This is a genomic window from Enterobacter cloacae complex sp. 372C4, from assembly GCF_050030615.1.
In the GTDB taxonomy this organism is placed as follows: domain Bacteria; phylum Pseudomonadota; class Gammaproteobacteria; order Enterobacterales; family Enterobacteriaceae; genus Enterobacter; species Enterobacter intestinihominis.
The window spans coordinates 2516764-2534396 of record NZ_JBLGUQ010000001.1; the positions used below are offsets into that span (position 1 = coordinate 2516764).

A 17633-nucleotide genomic window follows, 5' to 3' on the forward strand; every position below is an offset into this window, starting at 1 on the left:
CGAAGGAGCCACCATGCACACCCGTACCCTGCTTGTCGCTTCACTCTCAATGCTCGCCACCGCCGCTGTCGCCCAGACGCAATACGCCTGGGTGGGTACCTATAATCCCAACGGCGAAGGGCTGTACCGTTTTACCGTCGACCCGCAAACCGGCGCGCTCGATAACAAAACGCTGGTGAGCCAACTCCCGAACGCTGCGCAGCTTACCGTCTCGCACGACGGCAAAACGCTCTACCTGGCAAGCGAGGTGGAGCAGGGCGTGGTGCAGGCGTTGCGAATAGGCGATAACGGCGCGCTGAGCGAGCTGAATCAGGTGGCCTCCGGCGGCGCGGGGCCGGTGTATCTTTCCCTGACGCCGAACGGCAAAAATTTGCTGGTGGCGAACTACGTCAGCGGATCGATCGCGGTGCTGCCCGTTAACGCAGACGGCAGCCTGGGCGATGCTACGGACACCCATCAGGACAAAGGCGAACCGGGCGCGGCAAAGCCGGAAGCTGCCGTCGAGGGCAGTTTCGCCATCAGCGATCATAACGGCCCTCACGCGCACATGATCGCCGCCGATCCGAGCGGGAAATACGTTTTTTCCACCGATCTGGGGCTGGATCGCATCTATCAGTACCGTTTTGACGATCGAACCGGAAAGCTGACCCCGAACGATCCGCCGTTTATAAGCGCCTCCTCAAAAGGGGCCGGGCCGCGCCATTTCGTCTTTACGCCGAAGGGGGATGCCCTGTGGCTGATTAACGAAGAAGCCTCTACGCTCACCCATTATGCGCTGGACAGCAACGGCAGGCTGCAAGAGGGTAAAACGGTTTCAGCCTTGCCGGACGGTTATAAAGGCACCAGTTTTGCTGCCGGGCTGGCGCTAAGCGCCGACGGGAAACAGCTGTATGTCGCTAACCGTTTGCATAACAGCATCGGGCACTTTACCGTAACGGCGGAGGGCACACTGACACATCAGGACGATGTCTGGACGCGGGGCGACTATCCGCGCACCCTGACGCTTGATAAGCAGGGGCGCTGGCTGTACGTCATGAACCAGCGCAGCGACAACATTACCCGTTTCCGCGTGGCGCCGGACGGCAAGCTGAGCGCCGAGTCAGACTATACCCCGGTCGGCAGCCCATCCCAGATGGTCATTTCACCCTGAGCAGTAAGAGGACAACGACGTGCGATTTCCGAACCAACGTTTAGCACAACTTTTCGATCTGTTGCAAAACGAGACGCTGCCGCAGGACGAGCTGGCGCAGCGGCTGTCGGTCTCCACGCGAACCGTCCGGGCGGATATCACCGCCCTGAACGCGCTGCTGGCCAGCCACGGCGCGCAGTTCATTTTGAGCCGGGGCAACGGCTATCAGCTCAAAATCAATGATGTGGTGCGCTATCAACAATTGCAGTCGTCCCACCCGCGCGCGCTGCGTATTCCGCGAACCGGACCGGAGCGTGTGCACTATCTGGTGGTGCGTTTTCTGACGTCAGCCTTTTCCCTCAAGCTGGAGGATCTGGCCGATGAGTGGTTCGTCAGCCGGGCCACATTGCAGAGCGACATGGTGGAAGTGCGCGAGTGGTTTCACCGTTACAACCTGACGCTGGAAACCCGCCCGCGCCACGGCATGAAGCTGTTTGGCAGCGAGATGGCGATCCGCGCCTGCCTGACCGACCTCCTGTGGGAGCTGGCGCAGCAGGATAGCCTTAACCCGCTGGTGACCGACGTGGCGCTCAACGCGGGCGTGGCGGAAAAGATGGTCCCTGTCCTGCACGACGCGCTGACGCGCCATCACATTCGCCTGACCGATGAAGGCGAGCTGTTCCTGCGCTTGTACTGCGCGGTGTCGGTACGGCGCATCAGCGAGGGGTATCCGCTGCCGGAATTCCACGCTGAAGACGTGGAAGAGAACGTACGCGAGGCGGCGAAAGATATCGCCGTGGCTATCCAGGAGCTGGCGGGCAAAGCGCTTTCACCATCGGAAGAGAGCTGGCTGTGCGTGCACATTGCGGCGCGGCAGATCCAGGAGATCGCCCCCAGCGCCATTAATGCTGACGACGACGAAGCCCTGGTCAACTATATCCTGCGCTACATCAACACCCACTATAACTACAACCTGTTGAGCGACGAGCAACTGCATGCAGATCTGCTCACGCACATCAAAACCATGATTACCCGCGTGCGGTATCAAATCATGATCCCCAATCCGCTGCTGGATAACATCAAGCAGCACTACCCGATGGCGTGGGATATGACCCTCGCGGCGGTGTCGAGCTGGGGCAAATACACGCCGTATGTGATCAGCGAAAACGAAATTGGTTTTCTGGTGCTGCATATCGGTGTCGGTCTGGAGCGCCACTACAACATCGGCTACCAGCGTCAGCCGCGCGTGCTGCTGGTATGTGACGCCGGTAACGCGATGGTGCGCATGATCGAGGCGGTGCTTCAGCGCAAATACCCGCAGATTGAGGTGACGCGCACGCTCACCCTGCGCGAGTACGAACTTGCCGATGCCATTGGCGAAGACTTCGTGATCTCCACCGCTCGCGTGAGCGAAAAATCCAAACCGGTGGTGATAATCGCCCCGTTCCCGACCGATTATCAGTTAGAGCAGATCGGCAAGCTGGTGCTGGTGGACCGTACCCGTCCGTGGATGCTGGAGAAATACTTCGACGCGGCCCATTTCCGCATTCTCGACAAGCCTGTCGACCAGCAAACGCTGTTCCGCGAACTGTGTGGGCAGCTTGAAAGCGAAGGCTTTGTCGGTGCGGAATTTCTGGAATCGGTTATCGAGCGTGAAGCTATCGTCAGCACTATGCTCGGCGACGGCATCGCGCTGCCGCACTCCCTCGGCCTGCTGGCGCAAAAAACGGTGGTCTACACCGTGCTGGCGCCGCAGGGCATTCAGTGGGGAGATGAAACCGCCCATGTCATTTTTCTGCTCGCCATCAGCAAAAGCGAGTACGAAGAGGCAATGGCGATTTACGATATTTTTGTCACTTTCCTGCGTGAACGCGCGATGGCGCGCCTGTGCCAGTGCGAAGACTTTGCGGCATTTAAGGCTGAGGCAATGGAGAGTGTGAGTCGGTTTTGACGTTCAGGCGGACAGCGGATATCCGCCTTCATTCAACGCAGATGATGCACAACCTGGTTGCTGCTGCCGCGCCAGATAAGCATAGGATCTTTTAGATCCTGCACGAACTTGCCGTCGACCAGGACGTTAATCAGATCCACCACTTCCTTCTGCTGCGCATTCAGTTCATCCAGCTTATAACCCGTCCAGACCCAGATGTCTTTTCCCGCGCACTCGCGGCGGATGCGTTTTACCAGCTTCAGGATCGCCGGCACGTTTTGCGGATGGAGCGGGTCGCCGCCGGAGAGCGAGATCCCCTGACGTTTAATGCGCGTGTCGTTCAGGTCGTTGATGATGCGGTCTTCCATCTCAGCGGTAAACGGCATACCCGAGTTCAGGCGCCAGGTGCTTTTGTTATAGCAGCCGGGGCACTCGTGAACGCAGCCTGATACAAAGAGGGTGCAGCGGGTGCCGGGGCCGTTGACGATGTCGACGGGGTAGTACTGGTGATAGTTCATCGCGAATAACCACGCCGGGTGGCGCTGCGCTTACCCGGCCTACAAAAGAGAGCGGTCCGTAGGCCCGGTAAGCGCAGCGCCACCGGGCATTAACGTGGCAGTGGATTACCCGATCTGCCCATTCCCCAGATGTTTCACCCTGCGCTTCACCTCTTCCTGCTTACCGGCGTTAAACGGACGGGCGTCCGGGCTGCCGAGGTAGCCGCACACGCGGCGGGTTACGGAGACGCGGGCTGCATCGTGGTTACCGCATTTAGGGCAGGTGAAGCCTTTGCTGGTGCACTCGAACTCACCGGTAAAGCCGCACTCGTAGCACTCGTCAATTGGCGTGTTGGTTCCGTAGTACGGCACGTGCTGATAGCTGTAATCCCACACGTCTTCCAGCGCCTTCAGGTTATGCTGAATGTTCGGGTACTCGCCGTAGCAGATAAAACCGCCGTTCGCGATGGGCGGATAGGCCGCTTCGAAATCGATCTTGTCGTACGGGTTCACCTTCTTCTCCACATCGAGGTGGAAGCTGTTGGTGTAGTAACCTTTGTCGGTCACCCCTTCCACGATGCCGAACTCGGCGGTATCCAGACGGCAGAAGCGATCGCAGAGGTTTTCGCTCGGCGTGCTGTACAGGCTGAAACCGTAGCCGGTTTCCTCTTTCCACTGGTCTACCGCATCGCGCAGGCGCTGCACAATCGCGATACCTTTCTCACGCAGGGCGTCGTTGTCATAGATGTGCTTGTCGCCAAACAGCGCGTTAATGGTTTCGTGAATGCCGATATAGCCGAGAGAGATCGACGCGCGACCGTTTTTGAAGATCTCCGACACATCATCATCCGCCTTCAGGCGCACGCCGCAGGCCCCTTCCATATAGAGAATTGGCGCGACGCGGGCTTTCACCCCTTCAAGGCGGGCGATGCGGGTCATCAGCGCCTTACGTGCCAGCTGTAAACGTTCATCCAGCAGCGCCCAGAAGGCCGCTTCATTACCTTTGGCTTCCAGCGCGATGCGCGGCAGGTTCAGGCTGATGACGCCCAGGTTGTTGCGCCCGTCGTGGATCTGCTCGCCGTTCTCATCTTCGTACACGCCGAGGAAGCTGCGACAGCCCATTGGCGTTTTAAACGAACCGGTGACTTTTACCACCTGGTCGTAGTTCAGAATGTCCGGGTACATACGCTTGCTCGCGCACTCCAGCGCCAGCTGTTTGATGTCGTAGTTCGGATCGCCAAACTTGTGGTTCAGGCCGTCGCGAATGGCGAACACCAGTTTCGGGAACACCGCCGTTTTACGGTTTTTACCGAGGCCGGAGATACGGTTACGCAGAATAGACTGCTGGATCAGGCGTGATTCCCAGCTGGTTCCGAGGCCAAACCCGAAGGTCACAAACGGCGTCTGGCCGTTGGCGGTGTGCAGCGTGTTTACTTCATATTCCAGCGACTGGAACGCGTCGTAGCACTCTTTCTCGGTGCGGGAACGGGCATAACCGTCGGCGTCCGGGATCTGCCATTCTTCCGCCGTTTTACGGTGTTTGTTGAAGCTCTCGGTCACGAACGGGGCCAATACTTCATCGATGCGGTTAATGGTGGTGCCGCCATAGATGTGGCTCGCCACCTGGGCGATGATCTGCGCCGTGACCGCCGTCGCGGTGGAGATGGATTTCGGCGGCTCAATCTCGGCGTTACCCATTTTAAAACCCTGGGTCAGCATGCCTTTCAGGTCGATCAGCATGCAGTTAAACATCGGGAAGAACGGCGAGTAGTCGAGATCGTGGTAGTGGATCTCACCGCGCTCGTGCGCCGAGACTACATCGCGCGGCAGCAGGTGCTGGCGGGCATAGTGCTTGGCGACGATACCAGCCAGCAGGTCGCGCTGGGTCGGGATCACTTTGCTGTCTTTATTGGCATTTTCATTGAGCAGCGACGAGTTGGTTTGCTCTACCAGGCCGCGGATCTCCTGGTTCAGGCGACCGCGTTTCTCACGCTGGACGTCACGGTCGTGACGATACTCAATGTAGGCGCGCGCCAGCTGCTTGTACGGACCAGACATCAGCTGGTTTTCAACCGCGGTCTGGATCTCGTTGATATCCACCTGGCTGCGTTCGTGCATCTGGCTGCTAACGACTTCTGCGACGGTGGCGCAGTAATCTGCGTCATCGACTCCCGCTGCTTTAGCTGCACGCAGAATGGCTTCTTTGATGCGCTCTGATTTAAACGGCACTTTACAGCCATCACGTTTCATCACATGCGGTGTCATGATCACTCCATTTTAAAAACAGGTTATCCACAGAGGTGGAGAAGTATTCACCGGGCGTATTCCTCGCCGAGGCAAAGACTTCCCGCGTGCCCAGCTCGTGTTATCCACAATTCCGGCCAGCGTTCGCGCCGTCTTGTTGTTGGAATAGTAGACGATAAATACAAGATGTTGGGTCGGCGTGCATTTTAAGTGCTACATATAGTGATTTGCATCAAACATGTTTGCGATTTTTTTGATGCAGGACAAAGTAAAAAGACGAGAGTACAAACGGCGGGCGCTGAGGCAATTGTAAAGACGCGAAGGAAAAATCTGATTAATTATTCAACAAAAACAGTAAAGTAAGCCGGACACGGCATCGTGCCCGGCGGAGGAATTACTGCTTTAACCACCACACGGCTTCAAACGGACGAAGCATTGAGGTTTGAGGGGCGGGGTAGTTGCTTATCACCACCTGCGACTCGCCGCTGAGAGCGTCCGCTTGCCATTCCTGAGGCAAATGGCTCAGGTTCGCCACCACCATCAGCGTTTGTGCCTGCCACTGACGGCGATAGCACCACAGGGAAGGGTGGTCAGGCAGGAGATCCTCATAATCCCCCCACGTCAGCACCGGCAGGGTTTTGCGCAGGCGAATCAGCGACTGATAGGTGTAAAACACCGAGTCGGGGTCGTCCAGCGCCGCGCGGGCGTTCACGGTTTCGTAGTTGTCGCAGACACCAATCCACGGTTCGCCCCCGGTAAAGCCCGCATTGTGCGAGGCGTCCCACTGCATCGGCGTGCGCCCATTATCACGTGACTTACTCGCCAGAATCGCCAGCAGTTCATCCGTATCGCGGCCGTTCGCCCGCTGTTCGGCGAACATGTTCAGGCTTTCTACGTCGCGGTAGTCGGTGATACGGCTGAAATGCGGGTTGGTCATGCCCAGCTCTTCACCCTGATAGATATACGGCGTGCCCTGCATCCCGTGCAGCACCATGCCGAGCATTTTCGCCGCCGCCACGCGGTGTTCCCCTTCGTCACCAAAGCGTGACACGATGCGCGGCTGGTCATGGTTACACCAGAACAGCGCGTTCCAGGCTTTGTTGTGCATCCCCTGCTGCCAGTGGCGGAAAAGGGTTTTCAGCGCCACAAAATCCGGCTTCGCAAGCGTCCACTTTTCGCCGCCGGGGTAGTCGACCTTCAGATGATGGAAGTTAAAGGTCATCGACAGCTCGCGCCCGTCGAGCGACGCATACTGCTGACAGTTCTCCAGCGAGGTGGAGGACATCTCGCCCACCGTCATCAGGTTGCGCGGCGTAAAGACATCCCGGCTCATCTCCTGGAGATATTCGTGGATGCGCGGCCCGTCAGTGTAGAAACGTCGGCCATCCCCGATGGTGTCGTCCGGGAAATCCTGATCTTTTGAAATCAGGTTAATGACGTCCAGACGCAAGCCGTCCACGCCGCGATCGGCCCAGAACTCGCACACTTTTTTCAGCTCGGCGCGCACCGCCGGGTTTTCCCAGTTGAGATCCGCCTGCTCCGGCGCGAACAGATGCAGATAATACTGCTCGCTTTCGGCATGCCAGCGCCAGGCGTTGCCGCCAAACTTGGAGCGCCAGTTGTTGGGAAGCGCGTCCGGCGTACCGTCGCGCCAGATATAGAACTCACGGTACGGACTCGCTTTATCCAGCGACTCACGGAACCAGGCGTGCTGCGTGGACGTGTGGTTAAAGACCATATCCAGCACAATGCGGATGCCACGTTCATGCGCCCGGGCAACCAGCTCGTCAAAGTCGTCCAGCGTGCCGTAGGTCGGGTCGATGGCAGTGTAGTTCGCCACGTCGTAACCGTTATCCACCTGCGGCGAGATATAAAACGGCGTCAGCCAGATGGCGTCAATGCCGAGGGTTTTCAGGTAGTCCAGGCGCTGCGTTACGCCGCGTAGATCGCCCGTGCCGCTGCCGGTGGTATCCTGGAAACTCTTTGGGTAAATCTGATAGATGACGCCGTTCTGCCACCAGTGAGGAAGGGTATTCATAGTGCGTTCCTGCAAATGCGAAGGGGCGCAACTGCGCCCCGAAAAAGGGAATTAAACAATCTGCAACGTGCCCTGACGGAACTTACGCTGATAAACCACGGTAGTCAGCGCCATTGGGATGATAATCGCCACCGCCATCGCCAGCGCAAATACCTGCCAGAAAGCGGGCTGAATGGAGAGGATACCCGGCAGGCCGCCGACGCCAATCCCGTTTGCCATCACGCCGTTCAGGCCGCACAGCAAGCCCGCCAGACCGGAGCCGATCATCGCGCAGAGCATCGGGAAGCGATATTTCAGGTTGATACCGTACATCGCCGGTTCAGTGACGCCGAGGTAAGCGGAGATGGCCGCCGGAACGGAGATCTCACGCTCGTTGTGCTTACGGCTGACGATGATAATGCCGGTTACCGCCGAGGCCTGCGCAATGTTAGACAGGGCGATAATCGGCCAGACCGGCGTGCCGCCGAGGCTCTGGATCATCTGCATATCGATCGCCAGCGTGGTCTGGTGCACGCCGGTGATCACCAGCGGAGCGTACAGGAAGCCGAACAGTGCGGCGCCAATCGGTGCGAAGCTGCCGGTCATCAGGTGACGGACCGCGAAGGCCACGCCGTCGCCAATCATGCGGCCAAACGGACCGATAAAGGCATGCGCCAGGAACACCGCCAGGATCAGCGAGCAGACCGGGACCACCACCAGATAGAGATAGTCCGGCACGATGCGCTTCAGACGTGTCTCAATAAAGCCCAGCGCCAGACCCGCCAGCAATGCCGGGATAACCTGCGCCTGGTAGCCCACTTTGGCGATGGTAAACAGGCCGAAGTTCCACACCTCTGGCGTTTGCTGACCAAGTAAGTAAGCGTTCATTAACTGCGGAGAGACCAGCGTCACGCCGAGTACGATTCCGAGAATGGGCGTTCCGCCCATCTTGCGCACCGCTGACCAGCAGATCCCGACCGGCAGATAGAAGAAGATGGCTTCGCCAATCAGCCACAGGAAGTCATAGATGCTTTGCAGCGCCGGGTACATCTGCGCCAGGGTTTTGCCGTCGCTCATTGGCACATCGCCGATGACGTTACGGAAGCCCAGAATTAAGCCCCCGCTGATCAGCGCCGGCAGCAGTGGGAAGAAGATCTCCGCAAAATGGGAAATCAGCTGCTCATGCCATTTCATATTCTGGCGCGCTGCCTTCTTCGCCTGCTCTTTATCGGCGGAAGAGTGCCCGGTAGTCGCCAGCAGAGCCTGATAGTAATCGCCCACTTCGGTACCAATCACCACCTGGAACTGCCCGGCGTTGGTGAAGCAGCCTTTAACCATTTTCAACTCTTCAATGGCTTTCGGATTGGCTTTGGCCGGATCGTTCAGCACGAAGCGCAGGCGGGTAATGCAATGGCTGACGGTGGCGATGTTCTCGCGTCCGCCGACCAGGACGATCAGCTGATCGATATCGGCTTGTTTGACTTTACTCATCATGAAACCTCATGACAGATGGTGAAAGGGGTTATGACCTGTGCGCAAGCCTACTCCTTCAACGTGACGGCGAAAATGGGAACGTTCCCGAAATCGGGCGAAGATCACAATAATCCATTCAAAAAAATTATGAGAGGCGGGCTGGAATAACGATCTGACGGGGCTCGGTACGCCCGGTAATTTGCTCGATCAGCTGCGCGGCAGCCTGCCGGCCAGACTCGGCATAACCCGGGTCAACGCTGATAATCTCCGGGTGTAAGAACTTCATCAGCGGCGTGCTTCCCACGCTCGCTAACTGCAGCTCCCCGATGCGTTGTTCCTGCAAATATTTGCTCGCACCCAATGCAAGGGTATCCGTGGCGCACACCAGGGCGGTGGTTTGTGCAGTCAGCACGCTGGCGACCTGCTCATATCCCTGTTTCATACCCAGTCCAGGCAGCGCGGCCACGGCGGGGAGATTGTTTTTTTTACAAAACGCCAGGTACGCTTCATGGCGACGCTTGCCGGTGGTGATGTCGGCATGCGGCACGCCGAGATAGCTGATATGCCGATGGCCCTGCTCATACAGGCGCTGCATCAGGATCACGATTGCCCCTTCGTCATCGTAACAGACAGAGGCAAACCCGCTGGCGTCGCGCGCCAGCAGCACCAGAGACGGCTGCCAGGGTTTAAGCATGTCCTCTTTAAGACCGGTAAACCCGAACAGCACTACGCCATCAATGTTGCGGCGCTGAAGCATACCGAGATGCTCCTCCACCATTTGCGCGGAAAACTTGCTCTCCATCATGATCGGATCGTAGCCCTGCTCGTAGAACGCGGGCAGCATCGTCTGTACGGCGAGGTTTTCGGAGAGGGAATCCAGACGCGAGACAATAATGGCGACCACTTTATCGCTCTGCCCGCGCATGGCGCGCGCGGAGCGGGAAGGGGAAAAACCGTGCTGATTCATCACCGCCTCGACGCGCTCGCGTGTGCGCTCGCTGACACCGCTTTCGTTGTTAAGCACGCGTGAGACGGTCGATTTCCCCACGCCGCTTAAACGCGCGATGTCTTTAATCGTAAGGCGGTTCTGCATGCTGTATTCCCTGTAACAACGATAAAATAATCAGTTGAGCCTAATGCTATCCTGCGAATTCGCTATGGGCAAAGTCTGGTTTACGTGCGGTTTATTTACGAGGGGGTATCATACCGCCCGAATAGTCACAAAAGGTATGGTTAAATCCTTATACTGCGCGACGACATCCCATTTTTAACTTACCGGAGGCTACATGGATCCCGATCCCACACCTCTCCTGACCAGGAGAAAACCTTCTTTCCGGTAAGCCAGCCTTTTGCTGTCTCACCGGCGTGAGGCAGCAACGTTCATACGTTCCTGCTTGATAAATTAAGTGCCTGACAGGTACGGCTCTGCCACGCCTGCGGGAAAACTGCGTCCGCCTTTGCGGATGCGGGGGAATGACTATGCTGAAAAATATCACCCGGCAGCTGTTCGCGCAGCTGAGCCGCCACCTGCCACATCGCCTGATTGCGCGCGATCCGCTGCCAAATGCCAACACCCTGGCGGGCGCGGAAATCCCCGCTTCCCTGACCGAGCGCTGCCTGAACGTGGCGGCGATGGATGAAAACGAAGTCTGGCGCGCCTTTGGCGGCCACCCGGAAGGGCTGAATGCGCAAGAAGTGTCAAAAATCCGCGAGGAACATGGCGATAACCAGATCCCGGCGCAAAAACCCTCACCATGGTGGGTCCACCTGTGGCTCTGCTACCGCAATCCGTTCAACCTGCTGCTGACGGTGCTCGGGATTATCTCTTACGCCACTGAAGATCTGTTTGCCGCAGGCGTAATTGCCCTGATGGTGGGGATCTCCACGCTGCTTAACTTTATTCAGGAAGCGCGCTCCACCAAAGCGGCGGATGCACTGAAAGCGATGGTCAGCAATACTGCCACCGTGTCGCGCGTGATTAACGACCTCGGCGAAAACGCCTGGATTGAACTGCCCATTGACCAGCTGGTGCCGGGCGATCTGGTGAAGCTGGCGGCGGGTGACATGATCCCGGCGGATTTACGCATCATCCAGGCGCGGGATCTGTTCGTCGCGCAGGCGTCACTCACCGGTGAATCCCTGCCCGTAGAGAAGGTGGCGAGGACCCGCGATCCGCAGCAGATGAATCCGCTGGAATGCGACACCCTGTGCTTTATGGGCACCACGGTGGTCAGCGGCACGGCGCAGGCCATTGTCACCGCTACCGGCGGCAACACCTGGTTTGGACAGCTTGCCGGACGCGTCAGCGAGCAGGAGAGCGAGCCGAACGCATTCCAGAAAGGCATTGGCCGCGTCAGCATGCTGCTGATCCGCTTTATGATGGTCATGACGCCGATTGTCCTGCTGATCAACGGCTACACCAAAGGTGACTGGTGGGAAGCGGCGCTGTTCGCCCTCTCCGTGGCTGTCGGCTTAACGCCGGAAATGCTGCCGATGATTGTCACCTCCACGCTGGCGCGCGGGGCGGTCAAACTCTCTAAACAAAAGGTGATCGTCAAACACCTCGACGCCATCCAGAACTTTGGCGCGATGGACATTCTTTGCACCGATAAAACCGGCACCCTGACCCAGGACAAAATCGTGCTGGAGAACCACACCGATATCGCCGGAAAGACCAGCGAACGGGTGCTGTACAGCGCGTGGCTGAACAGTCACTACCAGACAGGGCTGAAAAACCTGCTCGACGTGGCGGTGCTGGAAGGTGTGGATGAAGAGTCTGCCCGCATGCTCTCCGGCCGCTGGCAGAAGGTGGACGAAATTCCGTTCGACTTTGAACGGCGCCGCATGTCGGTGGTGGTCAGCGAGCAGCCGGACGTACATCAGCTGATCTGCAAAGGGGCATTGCAGGAGATCCTGAATGTTTCCACGCAGGTGCGTCATAACGACGAGATCGTGCCGCTGGATGAGACCATGCTGCGCCGCATCAAACGCGTCACCGATAACCTGAACCGTCAGGGGCTGCGCGTGGTGGCGGTAGCAAGCAAGTTCCTGCCCGCGCGGGAAGGGGACTACCAGCGTATCGATGAATCCGATTTGATCCTCGAGGGTTACATCGCATTCCTCGATCCGCCGAAAGAGACCACCGCGCCGGCGCTGAAAGCACTGAAAGCGAGCGGGATCACCGTCAAAATCCTGACCGGCGACAGCGAGCTGGTGGCGGCCAAAGTGTGCCACGAAGTGGGCCTGGACGCGGGCGACGTCGTGGTGGGGAGCGACATTGAGCACCTGTCCGACGATGAGCTGGCCGAGCTTGCCCTGCGCACCACGCTGTTTGCCCGCCTCACGCCGATGCATAAAGAACGCATCGTCACTCTGCTGCGTCGTGAAGGGCACGTGGTGGGCTTTATGGGCGACGGCATCAACGATGCGCCAGCCCTGCGTGCGGCGGATATCGGTATCTCCGTGGACGGCGCGGTGGATATCGCCCGTGAGGCGGCAGATATCATTCTGCTGGAAAAGAGCCTGATGGTGCTGGAGGAGGGCGTCATCGAAGGGCGTCGCACCTTCGCCAATATGCTCAAATACATCAAAATGACCGCCAGCTCCAACTTCGGTAACGTCTTCAGCGTGCTGGTGGCGAGCGCCTTCCTGCCGTTCCTGCCGATGCTACCGCTGCACCTGCTGATCCAGAACCTGATGTACGATGTCTCTCAGGTCGCCATCCCGTTTGATAACGTGGACGACGAGCAGATCCAGAAGCCGCAGCGCTGGAACCCCGCCGATCTGGGGCGCTTTATGCTGTTCTTTGGGCCGATCAGCTCCATCTTTGACATTCTGACCTTCTGCCTGATGTGGTTTGTGTTCCACGCCAACACCCCGGAACACCAGACGCTGTTCCAGTCCGGCTGGTTCGTGGTGGGGCTGCTGTCCCAGACCCTGATTGTGCATATGATCCGCACCCGCCGCATTCCGTTTATCCAGAGCCGTGCCGCATGGCCGCTGATCGTGATGACGGGCATTGTGATGGCGCTCGGGATCGCGCTGCCGTTCTCGCCGCTTGCAAGTTACCTGCAACTTCAGGCGCTGCCGCTGAGCTACTTCCCGTGGCTGGTGGCGATCCTCGCGGGTTACATGGTGCTGACGCAGATGGTCAAAGGATTCTATAGCCGTCGGTATGGATGGCAGTAACGGCAAGCCCGGTGGCGCTGCGCTTACCGGGCCTACGATCCGAACGTAGGCCGGGTAAGGCGAAGCCGCCACCCGGCAGCTGGCTTTCCTCCCAAATTCAACAACCTGTGATCTCCGTCGGCGCATTCGCTTGACGACAATTTGAGCGCATGTTAACAGAATGTTTTGCCTTTATTTGGCCCGTCAGATAAGGAACATTCATGTTACGGTACAGCCTCTTAACCGCCGGGCTCATGCTCGGCGCCTCCGCCTTTGCCGCCCCGGCAGGCGACCTTCCCTTAATGCCCTGGCCTGCGAAGGTTGAACGCCCGACCACGCAGGGTGCGCTGGTGCTTAACAATCAACTCACCGTGAGCGTCAGCGGCGACGATCTGGGGGATGCGGTCAACCGCCTGCGCCAGCGCATCGCCCTGCAAACTGGCTGGACGCTACAGCCGCAGGCCGAAAAACCTGATAAGCCAACCATCCGTATTTCCATCGCTGAAAAGGTGAAGCCGCAGCCGCTGCCGGACAGCGATGAGAGCTATAAACTCACGGTGGACGCCAACGGCGTAAATATCTCCGCCAACACCCGCTTCGGCGCGCTGCGCGCCATGGAAACCTTGCTCCAGCTGATGCAGAACGGTGCCGAAAACACCTCGATTCCGTGGGTTACCATTGAAGATTCGCCGCGCTTCCCGTGGCGCGGGCTGCTGCTCGATTCAGCGCGCCATTTCATCCCGTTACCCGATATCAAACGCCAGATCGACGGCATGGCCGCGGCTAAGCTCAACGTCCTGCACTGGCATTTGACGGACGATCAGGGCTGGCGCTTTACCTCGAAGCGTTATCCAAAATTAACCCAGCTTGCCAGCGATGGGCTGTTCTACACCCCGGAGCAGATGCGCGAGATTGTGCGTTACGCTGCCGAGCGCGGCATACGCGTGGTGCCGGAAATTGATATGCCGGGCCACGCCTCGGCGATTGCCGTCGCCTACCCGGAGCTGATGAGCGCGCCGGGGCCGTACGCCATGGAGCGCCACTGGGGCGTGCTTAAGCCAGTGCTGGATCCCACCAAAGAGGCGACCTATACCTTTGCCAACGCGATGGTCAGCGAACTGGCGGCGATCTTCCCGGATCCGTATCTGCATATTGGCGGCGATGAGGTTGACGACAGCCAGTGGAAAGCGAACGCTGCGATCCAGAGATTCATGCGCGACAACAAACTGGCGGACAGCCATGCGTTGCAGGCGTATTTCAACCGCAAGCTGGAGACGATCCTTGAGAAGCACCACCGGCAGATGGTTGGCTGGGATGAGATCTACCATCCCGATCTGCCGAAAAGCATTCTGATCCAGTCCTGGCAGGGACAGGACGCGCTGGGGCAGGTGGCGCAGAACGGCTATAAGGGCATTCTCTCTACCGGTTTCTACCTTGATCAGCCGCAATCCACCGCCTACCACTACCGCAATGAAATTGTGCCGCAGGGGTTGAACGGCGTGGATGTGATAGCAGACACCGACAGCGTCCAGAGCTGGGCTTTCTCGATGCCGCGTCTGAAAGGCAAGCCGGTGGAAGCCAGCTTTACGCTGGTGAAAGGCGATGCTGGCTGGCGCGGATTCATTGATTTTGCCGGGAAATCGCGTCGGGCGGTGGATAACATTCAGTGGCGGGACGACAATCAGGTAACGTTTACCGTTGATACCTGGATGGGTGAAACGCGTCCGGTCGTTTCTGTTGAGAACGATAAGCTCAGCGGCTATTTCCTGGTGGGTAACGCCCGCTACCTGATTAGCGGCACGCGTCTGGACGAGGTGCCGAAAGGCGTTCCGCCGGTGGTGCCGGACCCGGCGAACGAGGCCAATCTGCTCGGCGGTGAAGCCGCGCTGTGGGCGGAAAACGTAGTCGCGCCAGTGCTGGATATCCGTCTGTGGCCGCGCGCCTTTGCGGTGGCGGAGCGGCTTTGGTCGGCGAAGGACGTCAACGACATCGACAACATGTATACCCGACTCCAGGCGATGGACAGCTGGTCCACGGTATCGGTTGGGCTACAGCAGCATACCCAGCAGCAGGTACAGTTCACGCGCCTCGCTAACAATGCGGATACCTTGCCGCTGCAAATCCTCGCCCAGGCGCTTGAGCCGGCGCAGTATTACACCCGTCAGCATCTTAAGTTCCAGGCCGGAAACTATCATCAGTTTGAGCCGCTCAACCGGCTCGCTGACGCGCTAAACGCGGAAAGTGCGACCGTGCGTCAGATGAATAAATGGGCTGATCGTCTGGTGAGCGACGCGGAAGACACGGAGAGCGCCGACGCGCTGCGCCACGTCTTTAACCGCTGGCAGAACAACACCAGCGACGTGCTGGCCTTGAGCGAAAACAGCTATCAGTTGAAAGCCATCAAACCGGTGATTCAGGAGGTGGACAAACTGGCCTCGATTGGCCTGCGGCTGACGGATCTGGTGGCACGTCAGGGAACGCTGGATGATAAAGAGATCGCGTCGATCCAGAGCGAACTGGATAACGCGGCGAAAATCCAGGACGAAGTGGTGATTGCGGCGGTGTACCCGCTGGAAACGCTGCTGCGTGCGACGCAGAATCAGTAGAAAAAAATACCCCTCACCCCAACCCCTCTCCCCAAAGGGGCGAGGGGCACTATCGGTACCCTCTCCCCTTTGGGGAGAGGGTTAGGGTGAGGGGTAAGGTTTTTCCACTCAGTTCTTCAACACCCACGCCTCTTTCCAGTGCGCGCCAACGCCAGGCTCAAACTGGTTTGCGGTTGGGCTGTACTGCACGCAGTAGCCGCTGTACGGGAAAGGCTTACATTCGTAGGTCTTACCGTCTTTTGGCTGTAGTACCACGGTGCCTGCTTTGTACGAGGCGATATTCTCCGGGAAGGTAAAGTCGTGGTGGCCGGTGCTGTCCGCAGCCGCATCGCTTTCCAGCATCAGGTTCAGCACGTCCTGGGCGAACATCGTGCCGTCTTTATTGGTCGCGTAGTATTTCAGCATATGGTGTCCCGCCGTCACGTCAGTCAACGTCATGGTCACGTCCTGATTGACGTTGTTCATGTCCTGCTTCAGGTAACCTTTTTCCGCACCGTGGTGGTTCATCACGTGTGCTTCAAAATTAACGTCACCCTGCGTGTTGACGTGGAAGGTGATGGTCGCGTTGCCATGTTCGATTTTGCTGTATTGCAGATCGGAAACGGCGATGGTCTCGCTCACCTGCGCTTTTTGCTCTTCATAGGAGATGGCAACGGATTTCAGCGTGCTGCCCTCTTTCACGAATACGCTGTTGGCGCCGTGAACCGGGCTGATGTCACCGGCTTCATCTTTAACACCGACGCGGACATCGCTCTGAGCGGTGTTGATCTTCTGCGCCAGATCGTAAGACCACTGGTTAGCGTCGCCTTGTTCAGCAGAGCCGATGGTCATTTCGGTACGCATGGCGGTCACTTCACCGTTGGCGTCGAAGAAACGTGCGATAACCTTATCGCCCACGTTCAGGTTATTACCGGCAATCTGGCCGCTCAGGGTTTTGCTCCATTCGGAAACGATCGCAGGCGTTTCGTCCGGGGTTACGTTGCCACCATTCCCGAAATCAACGTCAATGGCCTGATAAAAGCTATTTGAGGTGTCCGCAATTTCCCACACGCCGTAAATAACCTGGTACCCCGTACGCGCAGGAACATTGCAAGTCATAGATTTTGTTACGGCTGGTGCCTGACTATTTCCGTTGATCGTACAGAATGGAGTTAATTCAAATTGATCGCGAGTCAGCGGCTTATTTGGATCCCAATTTTGTTTGGTGATGTAATAGCGCCAGTTAGTGGTTTTATGCGGTGCAGTATGATGCCAGACGAACTCATGCGGGCCTGCTGTTATCGGGTTTTTGGTCCAGGCATTCAGGCTTTGCTTATCCAGCTGAGAATACTGGGAAATACCTGCACTGGCGAGCTGGCCGTCCGGCGGCATAGCGCCGGTCGGGAAACCGGAAGTTTTTTCCACGCTCTGCGGTTCATACTGTACAGCGCCGCAATCAATATTTTGGCCAAGCTTACACATATAGGCGCGGCTGGCTGGAGATTCAATATAGCCGTGAGCAAATGCCGACGATGCAACGGTCACTGTCGCGAGGGCAAGTGCAATTTTTGAAAGTTTCATTACTCATCCA

At 58.0% G+C, this 17633-nt stretch carries 10 protein-coding genes; 4 read left to right on the forward strand and 6 right to left on the reverse strand.

The genetic code is table 11. The features are described 5' to 3' along the window. The first annotated feature begins 13 nt into the window (after nt 1–13). Entirely contained in the window at nt 14–1150 is a 1137-nt protein-coding gene (locus ACQG11_RS12130) for a lactonase family protein (RefSeq protein WP_426728388.1), read from the forward strand. A gap of 19 nt (nt 1151–1169) precedes the next feature. Next, nucleotides 1170–3080, forward strand: a complete 1911-nt coding sequence (locus ACQG11_RS12135; RefSeq protein WP_023305322.1) for a BglG family transcription antiterminator — start codon at nt 1170–1172, stop codon at nt 3078–3080. A 32-nt stretch (nt 3081–3112) separates the two neighbouring features. On the opposite strand, the gene nrdG is transcribed toward ACQG11_RS12135, so the two are convergent. The 5 genes from nrdG to treR form a co-directional block, all read right to left on the reverse strand. Then, nucleotides 3113–3577, reverse strand: coding sequence for an anaerobic ribonucleoside-triphosphate reductase-activating protein (nrdG, locus tag ACQG11_RS12140; RefSeq protein ID WP_022646867.1), 465 nt, complete (start codon nt 3575–3577; stop codon nt 3113–3115). Between the two features lie 105 nt (nt 3578–3682). Next, the gene (gene nrdD, locus ACQG11_RS12145; protein WP_022646868.1) at nt 3683–5821 is read right to left on the reverse strand and encodes an anaerobic ribonucleoside-triphosphate reductase; all 2139 of its coding nucleotides are present in this window, start codon (nt 5819–5821) and stop codon (nt 3683–3685) included. A 373-nt stretch (nt 5822–6194) separates the two neighbouring features. After that, a complete protein-coding gene (treC, locus tag ACQG11_RS12150; RefSeq protein WP_426728389.1) occupies nt 6195–7838 on the reverse strand; it encodes an alpha,alpha-phosphotrehalase in 1644 nt (547 codons plus the stop codon). A 51-nt stretch (nt 7839–7889) separates the two neighbouring features. Continuing rightward, a complete protein-coding gene (gene treB / locus ACQG11_RS12155) occupies nt 7890–9308 on the reverse strand; it encodes a PTS trehalose transporter subunit IIBC (RefSeq protein WP_192935556.1) in 1419 nt (472 codons plus the stop codon). Nucleotides 9309–9435: 127 nt separating this feature from the next. Then, entirely contained in the window at nt 9436–10383 is a 948-nt protein-coding gene (gene treR, locus ACQG11_RS12160) for a trehalose operon repressor TreR (RefSeq protein ID WP_022646876.1), read from the reverse strand. Between the two features lie 386 nt (nt 10384–10769). Between treR and mgtA the strand changes: the two genes are divergently transcribed. Together mgtA and ACQG11_RS12170 are read left to right on the forward strand one after the other, a co-directional pair. Further along, a complete protein-coding gene (gene mgtA, locus ACQG11_RS12165) occupies nt 10770–13478 on the forward strand; it encodes a magnesium-translocating P-type ATPase (RefSeq protein WP_400168926.1) in 2709 nt (902 codons plus the stop codon). A gap of 200 nt (nt 13479–13678) precedes the next feature. Next, a complete protein-coding gene (locus ACQG11_RS12170) occupies nt 13679–16063 on the forward strand; it encodes a beta-N-acetylhexosaminidase (protein ID WP_426728390.1) in 2385 nt (794 codons plus the stop codon). 108 nt (nt 16064–16171) lie between these two features. Here the strand turns inward: ACQG11_RS12170 and gbpA are convergent, their stop codons facing one another. Then, complete coding sequence (gene gbpA / locus ACQG11_RS12175; protein ID WP_063841904.1) at nt 16172–17623, reverse strand: N-acetylglucosamine-binding protein GbpA; 1452 nt, start codon at nt 17621–17623, stop codon at nt 16172–16174. Nucleotides 17624–17633: the final 10 nt, after the last annotated feature.